Below are 19,241 nucleotides of genomic sequence, written 5' to 3' on the forward strand. Positions count from 1 at the left end.
CGAGCACAATCATGACCACGAGCACAATCATGACCACGAGCACAATCATGACCACGAGCACAATCATGACCACAAGCACAATCATGACCACGAGCACAATCATGACCACGAGCACAATCATGATCACGACCATAATCATGATCACGGCCATGACCATGACCACACTCACAGCCATCCCCACATCCACAGAAACATCCACGATATTTTCTCAATTATCGATCGGATGAACGCCGGGGAGCCGGTCAGGGATCTGGCGAAAAAGATGTTCCAAATCGTAGCGGAAGCAGAGTCAAAGGCGCACGGACTGCCGATAGAAGAGGTGCACTTCCACGAGGTGGGAGCCGTCGATTCCATCGTGGATATCATCAGCGTGGCGGTATGCCTTCACGATCTGGGAATAACAAAAGTGGCGGTATCCTCCCTGGCGGAAGGAAAAGGCTATGTCCGCTGCCAGCACGGAGTGATGCCGGTTCCGGTTCCGGCCACAGCCAATATTGCCGCGGCACACGGACTGGAACTGAAACTGACGGACAACGACGGGGAGATGGTAACACCGACCGGCGCGGCGATTGCCGCCGCACTCCGCACGGAGGAGGAACTGCCGGAGCACTATGTAATTGAAAAGATAGGCGTCGGAGCCGGAAATAAGGATTTTAAAAATGCTAACATTCTGAGGGCAATGCTGATCCGTCCCACGGAGGATAACAGGCGTAAACCAGAAAAAAACAGGCAGGATACAGGAGAAAATAAGCAGAATACGGAGGAAAAACTCTGGATTCTGGAAACGAACATGGACGACTGTACGGGTGAGGCCCTGGGCTTTGTCATGGAATGTCTGATGGAAGAGGGGGCAAGGGATGTATGGTATACCCCGGCCTACATGAAAAAGAACCGTCCCGCCTATGTGCTCCGCATTCTCTGCACCGATGATAAGAGAGAGGCAATGGAGGCGGCCGTATTTGCCCATACGACAACGATAGGAATCCGCCGCTGGCCTGTGGAGCGCACGGTTCTGGAACGGGAAGTCAGACGGGTGGAAACACGTTACGGCGCAGCCGATGTCAAGGTCAGCCATAACGAGGGTGTGGAGTATTTCTATCCCGAATACGAGAGCGTACGGAGAATCTGCCGCGAGCAGGGACTTGCTTTTACGGAAGTATATCACGCTCTGAAAGAGGATGCCCATGAGTGAAACAAAACGGAACACGGACAGACTGAAACAGATGATGGACGAATATGCCAAAGCTCCTGTCTGCCTCGCTTTTTCAGGCGGGGTAGACAGCAGTCTTTTGCTGAAGCTGGCCTGTGAAAGCGGAAGAAAATACGGAAACCCCGTCTATGCGGTGACCTTTAATACGATGCTCCATCCTGCCTGTGATCTGGATACGGCAAAAAGAGTGGCGGACGAGATGGGAGCGGAGCATATTGTGATTCAGGTGGATGAGCTTCAGATGGAGGGGATGAAAGATAACCCCCCGGAGCGGTGCTACCTCTGTAAAAAGCATCTTTTCACAACACTTCTTGACTTTGCCAGGGAAAAGAACATTGTCTGTATACTGGATGGGACGAATGAGGATGATATGCATGTATACCGTCCCGGCATCCGGGCGCTTAAAGAACTTGGAATCATCAGTCCCCTTGCCCTCTGCCATATCACAAAAAAAGAAGTCAAGGAGCTGGCCGCAGAACTTTCTATTTCGGTTGCATCCCGGCCTTCGACCCCGTGTATGGCGACCCGCCTGCCCTACGGGGAGAAGTTAGACTATGAAATTCTCAGGAAAATAGAGGCCGGGGAAGAATATCTGCGCACCGTGTTCCGGGGCAATGTCCGCCTGCGTCTGCACCGGGATATGGTCCGGCTGGAGCTGGATCCGGATCAGATGACTGCGGCCGTTGAAAAGCGGGACGAAGTCTGCAAAAAACTGAAGGAACTGGGATTTTGCTATATTACGCTGGATTTGGAAGGATTCCGTTCCGGGAGTATGGACCTGCCCATCCTGGAGCATGATTGGAATTCATAAATGACAAATGCCGTGCAGGGCACACTTCGGCGGCAGAGGAGAAGATGATATGACGATAAGACATTTACAGATATTTGTTGCGGTTGCGGACTGCGGGAAGATGAGGGCCGCGGCAGACAGGCTGCACATTTCACAGCCCTCCGTCAGCCAGGCGGTGCGGGAGTTGGAGACTTATTACAATGTGAAGCTTTTTGAGCGTCTGTCACAGCGAATCTATATTACGGAAACGGGCCGGAAGCTGCTTCCCTATGCCCGCCATATCATTGACTCTTTTGAAAATATGGAGGGATTCTTAAATGATACCTCCGCAGGCAACATGATACGCGTAGGAGGCAGTGTATCCGTCGGAACCAGGCTGCTCCCGTCGCTGATAAAGAGGCTGGAAGAAGCAGTTCCCGGTATCGATGTCCGCGTTGTCGTGGACAATACGGCGGCCATCGAGGGGATGATTCAAAGAAGTGAGCTGGATATCGCCGTGGTAGAGGGAATTGTGAGAAGCGGGGAGCTGGTGAAGAAAGACGTTTGTGACGATGAGCTGATGCTCGTCGTAGGACCGGAACACGAGCTGTTTGAGCATCCCGACATTACGCTCGGCGGACTGACCGGCCACGCCCTGATTTCCAGGGAAACGGGAAGCGTGGAGCGCAACCAGTTCGAACAGTTTCTGCTGGAACATGAAATCAGGATGAAAAACAAGTGGAGCTGCAGTAATACCGAGACGATTAAAAAGGCGGTGATGAACGGAGAGGGGATTGCCATCCTTTCCAGACTGGTGATTGAAAAGGAGATAGCCCGCGGCGAGGTTCACGCCCTGAACGTAGAAAATATCCAGATGAAGAGAAAAATCAAACTGATTTACCATAAAAATAAATTTATTTCCCAATCCATGGAGCGGTTTATAGAAATCTGTGCATCGGTTCAGCCCTAATGTACTGACACATTTATAATCAGCCTGATTGCGCCGCCTGTTTTGCACACCGGAGCAAATTTTAAAAATAAATCCCGCCATCTGTACGCCTCATTTTGCGGCAGACGGCGGGATTTATTTTTTAAATACGTTTTCATGCACGGATTTAAAGCGCAAGGCCGGTGGCCAGGTACATAACGGTTCCCACGACGCCGCTGCCGAGTATTACGGAAATGGAACCGGCTTTCTTTTTCCGTAGGAGATATAGGCCCCCGATGAAAAGAAGACATTCAATTACATGGAAATTTTCAAGCCTTACGCCCTGGAGCCCGGACTGGAAAAGTCCCAGTAACAGGATGGACAGTCCGGCCGACCCAATCAGCGCCACAACGGCCGGACGCAGCGCGCCGAGTACGGTCTGAACGCCTGAAAAGCTGCGGTATTTATAATAAAAATGTGCCAGTGTGAGACAGATGATAAACGACGGTATAATGCATCCCAGCGTACAGAGAATTACGCCAAAGGGCCCTGAAAGTCTCATACCGACAAAGGTCGATGAGTTGATGGAAATCGGTCCGGGTGTCATTTCTGCGATTGTGATTAAGTCGGTAAATTCCTCCAGGGTCATTAAGCCGTGGATGTTTACAATCTGGTTCTGAATCAGCGGGATTGCGGCATAGCCTCCGCCTACACTAAAAAGTCCTACCTGGATAAAGCTTAAAAATAATTTAATCAGCAGCATATGATTCCTCCCTCTTTCCTGCCTGTTTTCTCATAGTGATTCCAAGATCCGCAAGGCCGATACCCAGGCAGACTAAGATGACAACCATGGCGCTGACGCCCAGGAAAAATGTTGCGATAAAAGAGACCGTCATCATTCCCACATACAGGAAACGTCTTGTCTTGCAGACATTGGCCGCCAGATTCCAAACCACATCCATGATAACCGCGGCAACTCCGGCCCTCATGACCTGAAGGGCGATTGCAATGTAGGTATTGGTACGAAACTCCGTGTAAAACATGGAGATGACGGAGATGATTAACATCGGCGGTATAATGGTGCCGAGGATAGCCGTCAGCGAGCCGACAATGCCGCCCATTCTATATCCGATAATAACGGAAGCGTTGACCGGAAGGGGTCCCGGCGAGGACTGTGTGATTGCCGTGATATCTAACATCTCACTCTCGTCCAGCCACTTAAGCTCCTCCACAAATTTCTTTTTCATTAATGACACAATGACGAAACCGCCGCCAAAGGTACATGCGCTTAAAACAAACATTGATTTAAACAGAATCCATAACGTCTTAACGTCTGCCTTCTTATTCATAATCGTTTACCTTCTCCTTTTTATTCCATTCCTTTTTGTGCTTGTCGAATTCGATAATTGGATTATATTTCATAACAATTAATATGTAAAATACATAAAGATGATAAAATTGATAATTGAATACCTATTAAATGTGGATTTATAAGCAAACATGGAACTTTGTTTAACAGAAGATCTCTAATATGGAAGGAAGAGGAATGAAATGAAAGCAGGAACGATAATAAAAAATAAAAAGATTTTCAAGTACGGGAAGAAAATATCTTGACTTTCAGTTTTGTGATATACTTTTGTTATGCTGTATGGCGGAAGGGGAGAGCATATGTTTACGGATAAAAGAAGTAAAAAAGTTGTTTTTATTGCGCACTGCTTATTAAACCAAAATGCAATATCGGACGGTACGGCCGTGTATCCTGCGGCGTTTAAGGAGGTTATCAGACTATTTCTGGACAGGGACATTGGAATCGTACAGCTTCCCTGTCCGGAACTCTGCTGTCTGGGACTCGACAGGGGCAATAAATCGGGAGCGGACAGCCCGGTTGTGGAGGAAAACACCAGGATCCGCAGAGAGATGCTGAAAACAGACGTACATAAAAAATTATTGGATTTAGTGGAACAGGTAATGTGCCAGATTACGGAATATCACAGCCACGGTTTTGAGATAGTCGGAATCGTAGGGGCGAACCGTTCTCCTAACTGCGGTATTGAGACAACCTCAGACTTTAATCAGGAAATAAGCGGCAGGGGTGTGTTTATGGAGGAGCTGGAGGCGAGGCTTGAAAAAGAAAATATCCGTATTGCGATGACAGGAATTAAAGATACCGACCGGATTGAGGAGAAAATAGGGCAGTTACTGGGAGGAGCGGTTTGAACCGATGAAAATGAGAATCTGTCACCGGCGGAACGTTACTGGAAGAATCTTCTCATATTTATGTAAGATTTGTTCTTTTTCTGTATAGCTCAGTTCCATCACTTGATAAAAAAGAATGTGTAGTGTATAATACTCGCGCAATATACGTTTGCAGAGGATGTGAGGGGAAACGGTATAATATTTTACTGGTGGGTACCACATACAGTATTGTGATAAGTGATGAAAGGTTCCGTATCTAAAAGTGGATGATTAGAGATTGATTTTCTGACGGGGCTATATTGAGGAGATTAAACTGAGTATGAAGGAGTTACAATGGTAAATTTGAAAAGAAGAATGATTTATTTTTCCGTGTTGCTATGTATCATGACATTAAGTGCTTGTTCTAAAAAAGAATATGGTGAGAAGGAAAATCCGGCCGGTATTGGACAGACGATGTATTATGACGGTACAGAGGCGAATAAAGAAAAAAATCGTTTTAAAGCAGAGATAACGCTGGAGGATGTTGTACGTGGGGAACCGGCTCAGGACATATTTGCGGCGGCCGGAGGATATGCGGATTATCATGAACCTTTGGAACTCGATGAGCAGGAAGAACTTATGGTGGCCAGATTTACATTTACGCTTACTGATGTACAGGCAGTTAGAAATATTGATTTAGGAGATCGGGATGTAAGCCTATTTAGCCTTATCTCTGAAAGTGGAACAAGCTATGATTATTTTCAGCAGCGCAGTTACATAAAAGGTAATTTGTTTGAAAACGCCGAAGTTGGAACAACCCAGACAGGCGCACTGTTTTATATTGTTGATAAAGAAGACGAAAATCCAACCATAGTATTTCTTCCAAGTGTTAAAGACGGGATTTGGTTTAAAACGAGTCTAAACGAAAAAGAGAAAGAGAAGGTTGAAAAACCATTGCTGGCAGCTGACTGGCTTGATGCGGATGGAGAAATAATAAATGAGGCAGGAACACTTAATACACCATTACCCATCGGGGAATTTGGGTATATGAAGCGTAGATCCAGCTATTTTGGGGAATACGAGATTGAAATTAGAGTAAATGATTTGTTTAGAGGGGAGGAAGCAGAGGATCAGCTATATGACTTAAACGTTTATGGTATAGAGGATCGGCGGTTATTAGAGAATGAGGAGTACATGTTAATTAATCTGACTGCAAATTTGCCGTCTGCCAATTTTCTTAATGACGAGCTGCTGATTATTGATTCATTTGATTTCGGATTCATAAACAGTAAAGACGGGACAACATATGATAATGAGGATGTTTTGTACCTCAGACCTCATGATCTTTGCGGCATTGCACCGGGAGGAACTGCCACTGGCTGGATTGGCTTAATTATTGATAAATCTGACGATGCTCCTATGATGTATTACAGGAGCCTTGATGAGAAAATGCTTTATTTTAAACTAGATAAGGCGTATGATCTGCCGGACGGATTTTCTTCCTATGAATCCAGTCCAGTATTCCAGGAGAAACCGATCAGGGACGTTAAGCAGCAAAAAGGACATTGGAAGAATCCCTATGATATGGGAGATACGGTCGATTTGAATTATAACCCAAGACAGGATGAAATTTTTGCTTCTCCATTTTCCGGTAATATCTGTGTGAAGGAAGCTTATAGAGGAGAACAGGCAGAGAAACTTATAGATCCTACTTATTATTGGCCGGAACCGAATATGGATTTGGTTGTATTAAGGATTGCGGTTCAAGTAAATGAGATCAATGGTGATAATGCACCTGAATTTACTGCGCATAGCTTAACCCTGCTCAACGGGCAAGGAGCGCAAGTGATAGCCGAAGCACAGTCTGCTGAATCATTTAAAGAAGATGGAATTGAAAAAGTTTATCCTGGTGGCGTGGCAGAAGGATATATTGCTTTTTTGGTTCCGCAGAGTATAGAATCTTTAGTTATGACCTATGGTGATGCGTTCACAGGGATTGATAATAATGCATGGTTATCTATCGAATTTTCAGATTCTATCCCGGAAGATACTGCAGACGTGATTGAATTATAGGAGGGGATCGGAGATGCTGCTGATTATAATACCAGTTCTATTAAGCGAACAGCAGTGTGGGGGAATTCTGAGAATGCAATATTTGTGATGGAAATTAAGGCAGTTGACATGAATATCAATAATTAGAATAATGAAACCAGGAAAGCGAGTCTGTGAAAGTTTTTCTGTAAATAAGGTCTTCTATGGTAAAACAAAAAATCATAGGAGGCCTATTATTATAGCGAGAGAAAAGAAACCCGTATGCAAGGTACAAATGACAGATGGAAAACGCAGCATCATACAGCAGCTCCTGCAAGAATAAGACATCCAGTCCGTTGAGGATATTCAGGATGCCGTATTCTTGCAGGAGCTGTTGGGCTGCTCGCAAGTTAAATCGTCAGTAAAGCGTGTTTCCAAGTGATACAGCTCTTCTAAAAGCGTTATATCTGTCTGTTTTTGAGGCACCAATAGATTGTACCTGCGGCTCTTATGGATAAAATAAGGTTTATTATCCTTATAATTCCGGGAGTTTACGGATAAGATTGTCTTGTGCCTGATTTACGCTACGAAAGCATACATCATAATATAATGGCAGAAGCTTCCACCCATAACAAAGAGATGGAAAATCTCATGGGAGCCGAAGTTCTTGTGCCTGGAATTAAAGATAGGAAGCTTTAGTGCATAGATGATGCCTCCGACGGTATAAATGATGCCTCCGGCCAGAAGCCAGCCGAAAGCGGCTCTGGGCAGAGCCAGGACAATCTGCTTGAAAGCCAGGACGCAGACCCAGCCCATGGCAATATATATCAGGGAGGAAAACCACTTCGGGCAGTTGATCCAGAGCGCATTGATAATAATACCGGCCAGGGCAATTCCCCAGACAAGCGCCAGCATGGAATATCCCGATTTATCACCCAGGACAATAAGGCATACCGGGGTATAGGTTCCGGCGATCAGTATAAAGATCATCATATGATCCAGTTTTCTCAGGCGTTTGTTGACTTCCTCCGAAATATCAAGTGTATGGTAGATGGTGCTGGCCGCGTACAGAAGGATCATACTGACGATAAAAATAAGCAGGGCCGCAAAATGGATATGATCCGGTTCGTGTGATGCCTTCAGCAGCAGAGGAACCGCCGCGGCGCTTGCCCCTACCATGGCGATAAAATGGGTCAGTGCACTTCCGGGGTCTTTGACTTTAATTTTCATTATATTACCTCCTTACAACCTGTAGAAATTTTATTACGGATCAATACCGGACAATACCGGAAATTCCATAAAAGAATATAAAAATATGTAAATTTTGTCTGAGTTCTCTGCGATGTCAGTGAACCGGTAAATTCCTCAGTGATGAAGTCTTGACTAATTTGTTATGTAGTTTTCAAAACTACATCTTATATTTAACTATACTATACTCTTCTTTGTAAAAATATTCAAGACAGAATTATTATTTTTTTCAGGACAATAACAGAAAGCAGAATTAAAATGTGGAGCGGCGGGAATTGCGGCGGTTTGGTAAAATCTGACGCCGGTCTGTGAGTTGTCACTTGAAGAACAGGCTTTGTCATAGTAAAATGAGACATAGCAGCCGGAAGTGGATTGAACAATGGCTGAGGAACGAGAATCGGGAAAAGAAAAACTGAGAAAAGAGAATCCCGCAGACGAAATCCGGGAAACAGAAAAACGAATATAAGTATAGAAGAGAAAATCAAATTATAAAATAAGGGCAGAGGATAAATAATGTTAAATATACTATTTGAAGATCGCGATATTATGGTGGTGGAAAAACCGGCAGGGCTGGAGTCCCAGACCAGCCGTGGATTTGAGCCGGATATGGTCAGTGAAATTAAAAATTATCTGAAGAGAGCGGAGTTATCCCATTTATCCACAAAGCCGTCCACAAAAGCATCCACACGGCCTGTGGAACCTTATGTAGGAGTTATCCACAGGCTGGACAAACCTGTCGGCGGCGTCATGGTCTATGCAAAGAATCAGAAGGCCGCTGCCTCCCTTAGTAAGCAGGTTCAGGACGGCCGGATGAAGAAAATATACAATGCGGTAATATGTGGAAAACTTGTGGATATTGTGGGTAACTATGTGGATTATCTGTTGAAAGACGGGAGGAACAACTATTCCCGGATTGTGGATAAAAATACGCCGGACAGTAAAAGGGCGGAACTGAAGTACCGCGTGATAGATGTGAAGGACATGGAAAATGTGACTGGCGCCGCAGAATTGGGGATAAATACACTTTCCCTTGTGGAAGTAGAACTGCTGACCGGCAGGCATCACCAGATACGCGTGCAGTTTTCCGGTCACGGCACTCCTCTCTGGGGCGACGGAAAATACAATCCGCAGTGGGGCGGAACCCTGCCGTCCGGCATTAACACGCAGACGGTTCCCGGTCCGGTAAGAGGCAGGGGAGAGCGGGAACTGGCGCTTGCCGCCGTTAAGCTGTCCTTTGACAATCCCTCCACCGGCAAAAATATGGAATTTTCCATGAAACCGCGGGGAAAGATATTCGAAAGGTTCGGTGAACGATGAAGAGGGTCAGGAAACATATCTATTTCAGCGGAATGGTTCAGGGTGTCGGTTTCCGGTACCGCGCCATGCACGCCGCCCAGAGTCTCGGCCTGACGGGCTGGGTTAGAAATCTCTGGGACGAGCGGGTGGAAATGGAAGTGCAGGGAGATGAGGAATCCATCGACCGGATGATCAGACAGTTGGAGGAAGGCCATTTTATCCGTATTACAGGGATAGAAGCAGAGGAGAAAAACACCGATGAGAGGGAGAGCAGTTTCCGTGTGATCGGATATTAAAAATTTTGAATATTTTTAATTGTTTTGCTTATAATACTGTCTGTACAAAAGAAGTACAAATCATAAATGGGCGAGACCATGGGTAAGCTCCTTAAAGAAACTGAAGAGAAGCTTACAAAAGAGGATGCAGGAATGTCGGAGTATGGTGAGATACAGACGATGTTCCTGCGTTTTTTAATTCCGTAGATTTTCCGGGCATAAGAAGGACGGCCTGTGGTGATACTAATTTCATTCAGAAAATATTAGAGCGTGTTTGAAAATTACTTTCCGTCAGATGTGCGTCACACTTCGCGGGAAGGAATTTTCAAACACGCTCCAGGGAAAGCAGGTGGGACAGATGCCGGAATTCACGGAAAAGCAGCGGAAAGTATTATTGACAGCGGGGGTGACGGCCGCTGTCTATCTTTGTTTTAAATTCCTTTTACCGCTGTTTCTGCCATTCCTCGTTTCATACCTGATTGCCTTAATTCTACGGCCGTCCGCGGCTTTTTTGGAGCGGAAACTGCGCTTTCAGGTGAAGGGAAAACCGTACGGCGTGCCGATTGGGGTAATTGGAGGAATCGAAATTATTCTGGTTCTGGCTCTTCTCGGCGCAGGCTTTTTCTATGGGGGACGGCGCCTTTTTATGGAAGCTAACCAGTTAGTCAATGCCGTGCCGGGCTGGATTCAGAGCTTTGATGAATGGCTGACCGGTATGTGTCATTCGGTGGAGGCATTCTGCCGCCTGAAGGAGGGCGTTCTTGTAAAGATGATGCAGGACGTGCTCCTGGGCACGGCCAGAGCGTTTAAAACGGCGACAATGCCGAATCTGGTGGTCAACTCCGTCTCCGTCTTTGGATTTTTCATCAAAGTGGCAATCATAACGGTAATTCTTTTCATTGCATCCATCCTTTCCCTCCAGGAGATGGATGAGCTGAGGGAGAGACGGTACAACTCGATTTTCAGGAGAGAATTTTCCCTCCTGGGCAAGAGACTGGCGCTGACGGGAAATGCATGGCTTAAGACCCAGTTCGTGATTCTCTTTCTGACCACCTGTCTCTGCATACTGACTTTGATAGCAATTGGAAATCCTTACTATATCATCGCGGGAATCGGAATCGGTCTTCTGGATGCGCTGCCCATCTTCGGAACCGGAACGGTCCTGATACCCTGGGGAGTTTTTCTTTTACTGCAGCAGAAATGGTATCAGGGCCTGATGCTCCTGGGCGTCTATCTGGTGTGTTACTTCCTGAGGGAATTTGTCGAGGCAAAGCTGATGGGAAAAAAGATGGGCCTGTCGCCGCTGGAAACGCTGATGTCGATGTACGTGGGCCTGCAGCTCTTTGGATTCCTGGGATTCATTCTCGGCCCCGTCGGATTGATGCTGATAGAAGATCTGGTGGAGGAATACGATAAAAACAGCAGAAAAAAATGCGGTCCGGGAAACAGCAGCGGAGGCAGCAGTACGGACAACGGTGATGGTTGTATAGAAAACAGCGGCGGCAGCTAAATATTGTTGAAATACGCTGAAATAACTGCAACAGGTCCGTTAATTGTGATAGAATAGCAGAATAAGATATCAAAAATAAAATACGGGAACAAAGCAAAACAGCAATGAACCCAAATAATATTCATCAAGGTATAAAGCAGAAATATAGGAAAAAACAGTAAAACGGAGGAACAGGGATGAAACTCTATTATCGGGAATGCGGAAAGGGACAGCCGATGATCCTGCTCCATGGAAATGGGGAGGACGGCACTTATTTTGAAAAACAAATCCGGTTTTTCTCAAAGAAATACCGGGTGATAGCCATAGACACGCGAGGGCACGGAAAATCCCCGAGAGGGACGGCGCCCTTTACACTGGAACAGTTTGCAGAAGATTTAAAGAACTTTCTCGATGAAAAAAAGCTCAGTCGGATCATTCTTCTTGGCTTCAGTGACGGAGGGAACATTGCCCTTACGTTCGCGCTGCACTATCCGGAATATGTAGACCGTCTTATTCTAAACGGAGCGAATCTGAATCCATTTGGAGTAACGCCTTCCGTACAGTTTCCCATAGCAGCAGAGTATGAACTCTGCCGTCTCCGCACCATGGCGCCAAAGCTGTCGGGGGGAAAGATGAGCATAAAAGAGACGGCCAAAGGCAAAATGACCGTGAAAAAGGCGGCCGGTGGAAAGATATCCGGTAAAAAGACAGCCGGCTCAGCGAAGCCGCCCGAAGAAAGAGAGCGGTACAAGGGCTCCCTGGAGCAGAAGACAGAGCTTTTGGGCCTGATGGTCAAGGGCCCCTGGATTCATCCGTCGGAGCTTAAAAAGCTCAAAATGCCGGTACTTGTCATTGCGGGAACGGAAGATATGATAAGAGACGGCCATACCAGGCATATACATCGTGCGATTCCCGGCAGCAGGCTGAAGCTGATCCGCGGAGATCATTTCATTGCACTGAAAAAAAGCGCCGAATTCAACCACGCCGTTGCCGCATTCCTTCACGCAACGGAAGGAAGCATGACGATGACGATGAAACGCCTTTGGGCGGACCGCCATCCGGGGCGGTTAGATCACGAGGACGGAGTGGATTTTTCGGTGCTTGTACCGCTTGTCAAAAAAGACGGGGAATATCATCTTTTATTCGAAGTCAGATCCGACGTGCTGAAGAGCCAGCCGGGAGAGGTTTGCTTCCCAGGAGGTGCAGTGGAGCGGGGAGAGACGAGAAAAGAGGCCGCCATACGTGAAACAATGGAAGAGCTGGGCATTTACGAAAACCAGATTGACATGATAGCCCCGCTGGACATACTCATCACTCCCGCCAATATGGGTGTATATCCATTCCTGGCGGAACTCAAGGGATACCGCGGAACATTCTCAGCCGATGAAGTAGACCATATATTCACGGTTCCTCTGAAATGGTTCCTGGCCCATGAGCCGGAATGCTATTCCACAGAGGTGCAGACAATACCGGGAAAAGACTTCCCATTTGAGTTAATTCCAAACGGAGAAGAATACCATTGGCGTAAAGGAAAATATAAGGTAATGTTCTATCAGTACGAGAATCAGGTAATATGGGGAATGACGGCCAAGATACTGCATTCCTTTATCCAGAGATGTAAAGAGGAAATGGGCATGAAAAGAGCATGAAAAAATAGTGGTCACAACAATGTTCCCCCACATGAAAAAGAGGAAAAAAGCGGCCGGACGGCCAGGCAGATTGGATGGCCGATAAACTACGCGTCTTCGGTCCCGGCCAACCGCCGCCGCCCGCCCCCTCATTTTTCACACCTCCCTCACCAACACCTGCAGTTCCGTCAGATACTCCTCATGCCGGTTCGTATCGTTCATATCAATATGGTACAGCTCCAGCGGCGCTCCGCAGCTTTCATAGCCCGCCTCCCGGATACGCTCCATCAATTCTGCAAAAACTTCGGATATCCTCTGCTCATACATTCCCCAGTAAAACAGCGACGCATAGTGCCCCTCCGGTATCACGGAGCTGTGATTGTCCCAGTCGCTGATGAAGAATACGGAACGGAAATGGTTATAAATTCCCTGTTCTATGCTGGCCGGATCCATCTCCGCGCCGAATCCCTTGATTCCAATAATATGAATATTGTCTTCATATCTGTTTTCCAGTTTCTTCAGGACAAAATCCACGTCATTTTCCAGAATGATGTCTTCCGTAAGCTGGAAACATGGCCTGGCGTCGAAATGACGGATAGTGAATTTGCGGTCCTCGGTCAGCCGGTCCTCCAGCAGCTCCTTTTTACGCGCCTCAATATCCTTATATTTTTCCTGCAGTCTTGCAACCTGAGTCAGAATCAGGTCCTCCTCCTCATCCAGAAGGCTCAGCGTGGACTCGATATCCCGGTTATTAATATATTCCCGTATCCGTTCCAGCGGGATATCCAGCTCTCTCAGGGAACGGATGATATTCAGCTTTCCGATATCCTGCACGCCGAAGATGCGGTATCCGTTTTGCCCCCGTTTGGGAGAGAGCAGCCCCTGCTCCTCATAATATCGCAGCGTGTCGCTGCAAAGACCATATAGTCTTGAAATTTCCTTGATTTTATATGAATTGTTCAACTTTTCGTTCCTCCCTTGACCTTCGTATTATACGAAGGTTTATAATGGAAGTCAAGAAGAGGAGGTTTTATCATGTTACTTAAAAAATTCTGCCGGTTTGTTATTCCCTCCATTATCTCGATGTGGATCTTTGCGCTCTACACGATGGTAGATGGAATCTTCGTTGCAAGAGGAGTGGGGGAGTATGCTCTGGCAGCGGTTAACCTGTCCATGCCATATACAATTTTTATCTTTTCACTGGGGCTGATGATGGCGACGGGAACATCGACACTGATTGCAATATTTATGGGAGAGGGGAAAGAGGAGGAAGCGCGCAATACATTTAACCAGAATCTGGTTATCCTCATAGCGGCAGGACTCATTGTTTCCCTCCTGACCTGGTTTAATCTAGAGAGAATCGCTTACTTTCTGGGGGCGGCTCCGGAGACGATTGAATACGTGAAGGGATACCTGGGCTGGATATCGGTATTCGCGGTATTTTTTATTGTTTCCTATAATATGGAGATTTTCGTGAAAACGGACGGCTGCCCGCCGCTTCAGATGGCCGGAGTAATGACGAGTGCGGTTACCAATATTGTGCTGGATTATCTCTTTGTCATGAAGCTCCACATGGGCGTGGAGGGAGCCGCCATTGCTACGGGTATTGCGCAGGTGGTTTCCACAACACTGTTCCTTTTGTATTTCCGTTTCCGCTCCAAACGCCTGTATTTCTGTAAGTTCAAGTGGAACCTGAAGCTTTACCGGAGAATTATCCCGCTGGGACTTTCCGACAGTATCACCGAGATGTCGGGCGGACTTGTGATTTTCCTGTTTAACCACATGATTCTGAGCGTGATTGGTAACAAGGGAATCGTCAGTTACACCGTTATTTCCTATATGAATACGCTGGCTCTCAACAGTATGGCGGGAATCAGCCAGGGAGCGCAGCCGCTTGTCAGTTTCCAATACGGAGCCGGGGAGCAGAAGAAGTACCGGCAGTTATTCCGGTATTCCATTATATCCGCCTGTATTTCGGCTGTTGTGTTCCTGCTTATAGCAGAGGGGATGCCCCAGGCAGTGGTGGGCCTGTTCCTGGGAAATGCCGATCAGGAGCTGTCGGCCTACACGGTGAACGCGCTCCGCATGTACGGTCTTTCTTTCGCCATCGTCGGATTTAACGTGGTGACGGCCGGTTTCTTTACGGCGATTGAGCGGCCAATTTACTCCGTGGTGATTTCCTCCGCCAGAAGTTTTGTTCTCTTGTCGACCTGCCTCGTTGTTATGACGGCTCTGATTGGGGAGAACGGAATCTGGCTGTCCACCGTAGCATCGGAAACACTGTGCCTCTGCATTACCCTGTTTTTCTTCTGGCGTTACAAAAAAGCAGGCAGTTTTAGCGGAAGCAGTGTAAAAAACGGTGTGGCTTCGGTATCGGAGAATATCTTGTAGAATACGGGGGCTGACTGTGAATGAAACACGATTTAACTGTGAAAAGAGGTTTCCCGCGCTGAGAACGGGAAACCTCTTTTTTGAAATTTCCTTTTCATGCCCAGAGAATAAAAAAGCCCCGTATGGAACGGCAAAACGCACCGACCATATGGGACTTTACTAAATATACGCACAGAAACGGATTTTCCCAAAACGCGTCTGTCATTCCAATTGTCACAGCGGGAAGATGTCGAGCCTCATAATCTTTCCGTCTTCGTCTATTTCGGTGATGTAGGCGGTTACCGGGACAACCCGGTCGCCGTACTCGATGAAATAGCACACGTTGTCGTCAGCCTTGTGCACCGTGTTGGTGATTGGGAATGGGCCTCCGTTGAAACCGAATCTGTGATGGAACATCATTTCAATGGCCATCTTGCCCTCCAGATGCATGATATCCTTGTTGAGTTTCAGAAACGATGTATCATGTAAGATTCCCTTTTCATTAAATAAATCGGCCAGGCCGATATTGTCGCCTTTTTTCATGCACTCCATGTATTGTTCTAAAATGCGCATAGCTTTTGCTCCCTTCTGATTATAATCAATATAAAATACGGCTGAAGTCCGTCCTGTTTTTTATTTAAACCGGTAGAATGCCGGAAAAGCATGGGCCTTCGGTTCCTAGAAACGCTCGGAACGGAGCAGGGCGTCGATTCCGCCGTCTACAAACAGGATAACGCCGTTGATGCCGCTGGCCAGAGGTGATGCCAGGAAAACGATGGCATTGGCGATCTCGGAAGCGTCCAGGAATTCCTTTCGGCCGTATCTGGTCGGGATGGGAATCAGCAGGGCTGCATCCATCTGTTTTTCCGTCATGCCCTTTGTCATCGGTGTGGTGGTATTGCCGGGAGCTACCGCGTTGATGCGCAGTCCGTCTGCAGCCCAGGAAGAGGATACACGGCGCACCCAGCGGGCCAGGGCGTGTTTGGATGAGCTGTAGCAGGACGGTGTTTTGTCCGGCGGGATATGGCCGGCAAATTCCATGGTGGCGCTCTCATCGGCCACGTTGGAGAGCATGTCGACCCAGTCTCTTTTTACGGTTGCGTTCGTAATGGAGTTGGACGAGGTCACAACGCAGTTGCCGCCCTTTTTCTTAAGCAGGGGGCGCAGGCCGTCGGCAATGGCAATTGCCGCAAAGAAATTCAGTGCAAAAATTTTCTTGGGCGGAGCGGTAGGTCCGACACCGGCGTTGCAGATAACGCCGTCGATGCCGTCCGGGTATTTTAAAAATACGGCCTTAATGGCCCCCTTTCTTCCCTCATCTGTGGAGAGGTCCGCAGTATAATCTCCTCCTTTAAAGTCAATGTTAAATACTTCGTGGCCTTCGTCCTCCAGTTTCTTGCGGGCTTCGGCTCCTATTCCGGTAGTTCCTCCGGTAATTACATAGATACTCATTCTCCTCACCTCATTCTCTAAAATCCAAACGGCCGACGTACGGTTTCGATGCGCTGTCGATTGGTGTGCTCCCAATTATAGTAAGCTCAAAAGTATTTGTCAAACTATTTTGTTTTCATTGTGAAGAACGTAACAATTGTGAATAGAACTGTTAAAGTTATAACGCTTGTTAAAAAAATAATATGAATAATCAGATAATTGCTCGGAGCCCTTTATTTTAAAGCATTTTACCGCAGACGGAGAGGAAAGGGCAAGAAGGTTGGAACAGGGTGATCTATATGATTGAGGGCGGCAAAACAGGGCTAAAAAAACATTTTTTTGACAATATATTTTTAATTGCCGTCATCATTCCGCGCCTGATTCGGAAGTGCTGCCCGTGAACAGTAACCCTGTTATGATTCCTGTTGTGATTCCTGCCCTTCGGGGCTTGACAAAGAACGTATTCTGGCGTAAAATCAAATTTACCGAAAAATTATAGAAAACATAATTTGATAGAGTCAAAAAGCGTTGAAGGGGACTATTAAATCTTTACACACATCCAGAGAGGAAACCGGCGGTGAGAGGTTTTCGTGTCAAGGAAGATTGAACCTGCCCCGGAGCCATGCATGAAAGTGTATCGTAGATCCGGCGTTAACGGATATAAAGTGAACCGCGCACCGATGTCTCAGACCAGATGCCGAAGCCGGTTAAATTGGGTGGTACCGCCGAAGAATGTTAAGCCATTCGGTCCCTTCGATCATTTCGATGACGAAGAGATCGCGTGGCTTTTTTATATCATAGGAAAGTGATCCTATGATATAAAAAGCCCTCCGGGCAGGATCGCACTGCGGCGGAGAGGAATTATGCCGCTAAAGCGACCCGTCGCAGGCGGAGAATCCCGCGGGTGGGATTCTGTGTTAATATCATAGGAAAAGAGGAGAGTCATTATGGCAAAGGACAAAAAATTAGTTGAGGCCATCACGTCCATGGATGTGGATTTCGCACAGTGGTATACGGATGTGGTGAAGAAAGCAGAGTTAATCGATTACTCCAGTGTAAAGGGCTGCATGGTGATTAAACCGGCCGGATACGCTATCTGGGAGAACATCCAGGGGGAACTGGACCGGAGATTTAAGGAGACGGGTGTACAGAATGTATACATGCCGATGTTTATCCCGGAGAGTCTTCTTCAGAAAGAGAAGGATCACGTGGAGGGATTTGCGCCGGAGGTTGCCTGGGTGACCATGGGAGGCCTTGAGCCGCTTCCTGAAAAAATGTGCGTAAGACCGACGTCCGAGACTCTGTTCTGTGATTTCTATGCAAGGGATATCCAGTCCTACCGCGACCTTCCGAAGTTATACAACCAGTGGTGTTCGGTTGTACGCTGGGAAAAGACAACCAGACCGTTCCTGCGTTCCAGGGAGTTCTTATGGCAGGAAGGACATACGGCACATGCTACGGCAGAGCAGGCAGAAGAGAGAACAGAGATGATGTTAAATCTCTACGCCGATTTCTGTGAGGAAGTGCTGGCAATGCCGGTTGTGCGCGGCAGAAAGACAGACAAAGAGAAGTTTGCCGGTGCCGAGGCCACCTATACAATAGAAGCGCTGATGCATGACGGAAAAGCCCTGCAGTCGGGAACCAGCCATAATTTCGGCGACGGATTTGCAAAGGCATTTGAGATTCAGTATCTTGATAAAGATAACCAGTTAAAATATGTCCATCAGACATCATGGGGCATGACAACACGCCTGATTGGTGCTATTATTATGGTACATGGTGATGACAACGGACTGGTGCTTCCTCCGAGAATTGCTCCTGTCCAGGTTATGATTGTTCCGATTCAGCAGAATAAGGAAGGCGTTCTCGACAAGGCATTTGAGATCAAGGAAGTGCTTTCCGGCTTCAGCGTGAAAGTGGACGATTCCGACAAATCACCGGGATGGAAATTCAGCGAATCAGAGATGCGCGGAATTCCGGTACGCGTGGAGATTGGACCGAGAGATCTGGCGGAAAACCAGGCGGTGCTGGTACGCCGTGACACACATGAGAAAATGACTGTTTCACTGGATGAGATAAACGAAAAGGTGGCTGAACTCCTTGAGACAATCCAGCATGATATGCTTGAGAGAGCGAAAGCACACCGTGACGCGCATACGTATCAGGCTGTGAACATGGAGGAGATGAAGGACCTGGCCGATAATAAACCGGGCTTTATCAAAGCGATGTGGTGCGGCTGCCAGGAGTGCGAGGATCAGCTTAAGGAGAGCGTGGGCGTTACGTCACGCTGTATGCCTTTTGAGCAGGAAACATTATCTGATAAATGTGTATGCTGCGGAAAACCCGCAACAAAGATGGTATACTGGGGAAAAGCATACTAATTCATGAGAT

General features: G+C 47.2%; 18 protein-coding genes and 1 pseudogene. 11 read left to right on the forward strand and 8 right to left on the reverse strand.

What is annotated here, in order from left to right; all coding sequences use genetic code 11:
• A partial coding sequence (locus QZT18_RS23590) for a hypothetical protein (RefSeq protein ID WP_366925911.1) occupies positions 1–199 on the reverse strand: 199 nt, incomplete at its 3' end.
• A 24-nt stretch (positions 200–223) separates the two neighbouring features.
• Here QZT18_RS23590 and larC point away from each other — a divergent pair.
• The 3 genes from larC to QZT18_RS16985 are packed head-to-tail and all read left to right on the forward strand — an operon-like array spanning position 224 to position 2,949.
• On the forward strand, positions 224–1,192 hold the full coding sequence (larC, locus tag QZT18_RS16975; RefSeq protein WP_366925912.1) for a nickel pincer cofactor biosynthesis protein LarC: 969 nt from the start codon (positions 224–226) through the stop codon (positions 1,190–1,192).
• A complete protein-coding gene (gene larE / locus QZT18_RS16980; RefSeq protein WP_366925913.1) occupies positions 1,185–2,021 on the forward strand; it encodes an ATP-dependent sacrificial sulfur transferase LarE in 837 nt (278 codons plus the stop codon). Before larC ends, larE begins: the two co-directional genes overlap by 8 nt.
• Before the next feature lie 49 nt (positions 2,022–2,070).
• Complete coding sequence (locus QZT18_RS16985) at positions 2,071–2,949, forward strand: LysR family transcriptional regulator (protein WP_294149652.1); 879 nt, start codon at positions 2,071–2,073, stop codon at positions 2,947–2,949.
• Between the two features lie 145 nt (positions 2,950–3,094).
• On the opposite strand, the gene QZT18_RS16990 is transcribed toward QZT18_RS16985, so the two are convergent.
• Positions 3,095–3,670 carry a chromate transporter gene (locus tag QZT18_RS16990; protein ID WP_125143906.1) on the reverse strand — a complete coding sequence of 192 codons (576 nt, stop codon included), beginning with the start codon at positions 3,668–3,670 and terminating at the stop codon, positions 3,095–3,097.
• Complete coding sequence (locus QZT18_RS16995; RefSeq protein WP_294149655.1) at positions 3,657–4,256, reverse strand: chromate transporter; 600 nt, start codon at positions 4,254–4,256, stop codon at positions 3,657–3,659. Before QZT18_RS16995 ends, QZT18_RS16990 begins: the two co-directional genes overlap by 14 nt.
• Before the next feature lie 319 nt (positions 4,257–4,575).
• Between QZT18_RS16995 and QZT18_RS17000 the strand changes: the two genes are divergently transcribed.
• Positions 4,576–5,124, forward strand: a complete 549-nt coding sequence (locus tag QZT18_RS17000) for a CD3072 family TudS-related putative desulfidase (protein ID WP_294149657.1) — start codon at positions 4,576–4,578, stop codon at positions 5,122–5,124.
• A 312-nt stretch (positions 5,125–5,436) separates the two neighbouring features.
• Positions 5,437–7,155 carry a hypothetical protein gene (locus tag QZT18_RS17005; RefSeq protein WP_294149661.1) on the forward strand — a complete coding sequence of 573 codons (1,719 nt, stop codon included), beginning with the start codon at positions 5,437–5,439 and terminating at the stop codon, positions 7,153–7,155.
• A gap of 537 nt (positions 7,156–7,692) precedes the next feature.
• Here the strand turns inward: QZT18_RS17005 and QZT18_RS17010 are convergent.
• A complete protein-coding gene (locus tag QZT18_RS17010) occupies positions 7,693–8,343 on the reverse strand; it encodes a hemolysin III family protein (RefSeq protein WP_294149663.1) in 651 nt (216 codons plus the stop codon).
• Positions 8,344–8,874: 531 nt separating this feature from the next.
• Here QZT18_RS17010 and QZT18_RS17015 point away from each other — a divergent pair.
• Together QZT18_RS17015 and QZT18_RS17020 are read left to right on the forward strand one after the other, a co-directional pair.
• Positions 8,875–9,678: an RluA family pseudouridine synthase gene (locus QZT18_RS17015; RefSeq protein ID WP_294149665.1), complete on the forward strand. Its 804-nt coding sequence runs from the start codon at positions 8,875–8,877 to the stop codon at positions 9,676–9,678.
• A complete protein-coding gene (locus QZT18_RS17020; RefSeq protein WP_294149666.1) occupies positions 9,675–9,953 on the forward strand; it encodes an acylphosphatase in 279 nt (92 codons plus the stop codon). The genes QZT18_RS17015 and QZT18_RS17020 overlap by 4 nt, the downstream gene beginning before the upstream one ends.
• Before the next feature lie 232 nt (positions 9,954–10,185).
• On the opposite strand, the pseudogene QZT18_RS23595 reads toward QZT18_RS17020, so the two are convergent.
• Positions 10,186–10,248 (reverse strand): annotated as a pseudogene (locus QZT18_RS23595) (DUF6783 domain-containing protein); the annotation flags it as partial.
• A gap of 42 nt (positions 10,249–10,290) precedes the next feature.
• On the opposite strand from QZT18_RS23595, the gene QZT18_RS17025 reads away from it, so the two are divergent.
• Both QZT18_RS17025 and QZT18_RS23600 read left to right on the forward strand, forming a co-directional pair.
• Positions 10,291–11,442, forward strand: a complete 1,152-nt coding sequence (locus QZT18_RS17025; RefSeq protein ID WP_294149668.1) for an AI-2E family transporter — start codon at positions 10,291–10,293, stop codon at positions 11,440–11,442.
• Between the two features lie 176 nt (positions 11,443–11,618).
• Complete coding sequence (locus tag QZT18_RS23600) at positions 11,619–13,070, forward strand: alpha/beta fold hydrolase (protein WP_366925914.1); 1,452 nt, start codon at positions 11,619–11,621, stop codon at positions 13,068–13,070.
• Positions 13,071–13,205: 135 nt separating this feature from the next.
• On the opposite strand, the gene QZT18_RS17040 is transcribed toward QZT18_RS23600, so the two are convergent.
• Positions 13,206–14,012 (reverse strand): MerR family transcriptional regulator, encoded by an 807-nt coding sequence (locus tag QZT18_RS17040; protein ID WP_294149669.1) that lies wholly within the window; start codon positions 14,010–14,012, stop codon positions 13,206–13,208.
• A 72-nt stretch (positions 14,013–14,084) separates the two neighbouring features.
• Between QZT18_RS17040 and QZT18_RS17045 the strand changes: the two genes are divergently transcribed.
• The gene (locus tag QZT18_RS17045; protein ID WP_294149671.1) at positions 14,085–15,440 is read left to right on the forward strand and encodes an MATE family efflux transporter; all 1,356 of its coding nucleotides are present in this window, start codon (positions 14,085–14,087) and stop codon (positions 15,438–15,440) included.
• 213 nt (positions 15,441–15,653) lie between these two features.
• On the opposite strand, the gene QZT18_RS17050 is transcribed toward QZT18_RS17045, so the two are convergent.
• Both QZT18_RS17050 and QZT18_RS17055 read right to left on the reverse strand, forming a co-directional pair.
• Positions 15,654–15,992, reverse strand: a complete 339-nt coding sequence (locus QZT18_RS17050; RefSeq protein ID WP_003502602.1) for a hypothetical protein — start codon at positions 15,990–15,992, stop codon at positions 15,654–15,656.
• 105 nt (positions 15,993–16,097) lie between these two features.
• Entirely contained in the window at positions 16,098–16,871 is a 774-nt protein-coding gene (locus QZT18_RS17055; protein WP_294149687.1) for an SDR family oxidoreductase, read from the reverse strand.
• 926 nt (positions 16,872–17,797) lie between these two features.
• Here QZT18_RS17055 and proS point away from each other — a divergent pair.
• Positions 17,798–19,231: a proline--tRNA ligase gene (proS, locus tag QZT18_RS17060; protein WP_294149689.1), complete on the forward strand. Its 1,434-nt coding sequence runs from the start codon at positions 17,798–17,800 to the stop codon at positions 19,229–19,231.
• Positions 19,232–19,241: the final 10 nt, after the last annotated feature.

The sequence above is a fragment of the uncultured Clostridium sp. genome, assembly GCF_900547735.1.
Lineage (GTDB): Bacteria > Bacillota > Clostridia > Lachnospirales > Lachnospiraceae > Otoolea.

Bases quoted from the DNA above. Each gene is read 5' to 3' on its own strand.
- larC (WP_366925912.1), top strand. From the start codon at position 224: ATGAACGCCGGGGAGCCGGTCAGGGATCTGGCGAAAAAGATGTTCCAA.
- larE (WP_366925913.1), top strand. From the start codon at position 1,185: ATGAGTGAAACAAAACGGAACACGGACAGACTGAAACAGATGATGGAC.
- QZT18_RS16985 (WP_294149652.1), top strand. From the start codon at position 2,071: ATGACGATAAGACATTTACAGATATTTGTTGCGGTTGCGGACTGCGGG.
- QZT18_RS16990 (WP_125143906.1), bottom strand. From the start codon at position 3,670: ATGCTGCTGATTAAATTATTTTTAAGCTTTATCCAGGTAGGACTTTTT.
- QZT18_RS16995 (WP_294149655.1), bottom strand. From the start codon at position 4,256: ATGAATAAGAAGGCAGACGTTAAGACGTTATGGATTCTGTTTAAATCA.
- QZT18_RS17000 (WP_294149657.1), top strand. From the start codon at position 4,576: ATGTTTACGGATAAAAGAAGTAAAAAAGTTGTTTTTATTGCGCACTGC.
- QZT18_RS17005 (WP_294149661.1), top strand. From the start codon at position 5,437: ATGGTAAATTTGAAAAGAAGAATGATTTATTTTTCCGTGTTGCTATGT.
- QZT18_RS17010 (WP_294149663.1), bottom strand. From the start codon at position 8,343: ATGAAAATTAAAGTCAAAGACCCCGGAAGTGCACTGACCCATTTTATC.
- QZT18_RS17015 (WP_294149665.1), top strand. From the start codon at position 8,875: ATGTTAAATATACTATTTGAAGATCGCGATATTATGGTGGTGGAAAAA.
- QZT18_RS17020 (WP_294149666.1), top strand. From the start codon at position 9,675: ATGAAGAGGGTCAGGAAACATATCTATTTCAGCGGAATGGTTCAGGGT.
- QZT18_RS17025 (WP_294149668.1), top strand. From the start codon at position 10,291: ATGCCGGAATTCACGGAAAAGCAGCGGAAAGTATTATTGACAGCGGGG.
- QZT18_RS23600 (WP_366925914.1), top strand. From the start codon at position 11,619: ATGAAACTCTATTATCGGGAATGCGGAAAGGGACAGCCGATGATCCTG.
- QZT18_RS17045 (WP_294149671.1), top strand. From the start codon at position 14,085: ATGTTACTTAAAAAATTCTGCCGGTTTGTTATTCCCTCCATTATCTCG.
- QZT18_RS17050 (WP_003502602.1), bottom strand. From the start codon at position 15,992: ATGCGCATTTTAGAACAATACATGGAGTGCATGAAAAAAGGCGACAAT.
- QZT18_RS17055 (WP_294149687.1), bottom strand. From the start codon at position 16,871: ATGAGTATCTATGTAATTACCGGAGGAACTACCGGAATAGGAGCCGAA.
- proS (WP_294149689.1), top strand. From the start codon at position 17,798: ATGGCAAAGGACAAAAAATTAGTTGAGGCCATCACGTCCATGGATGTG.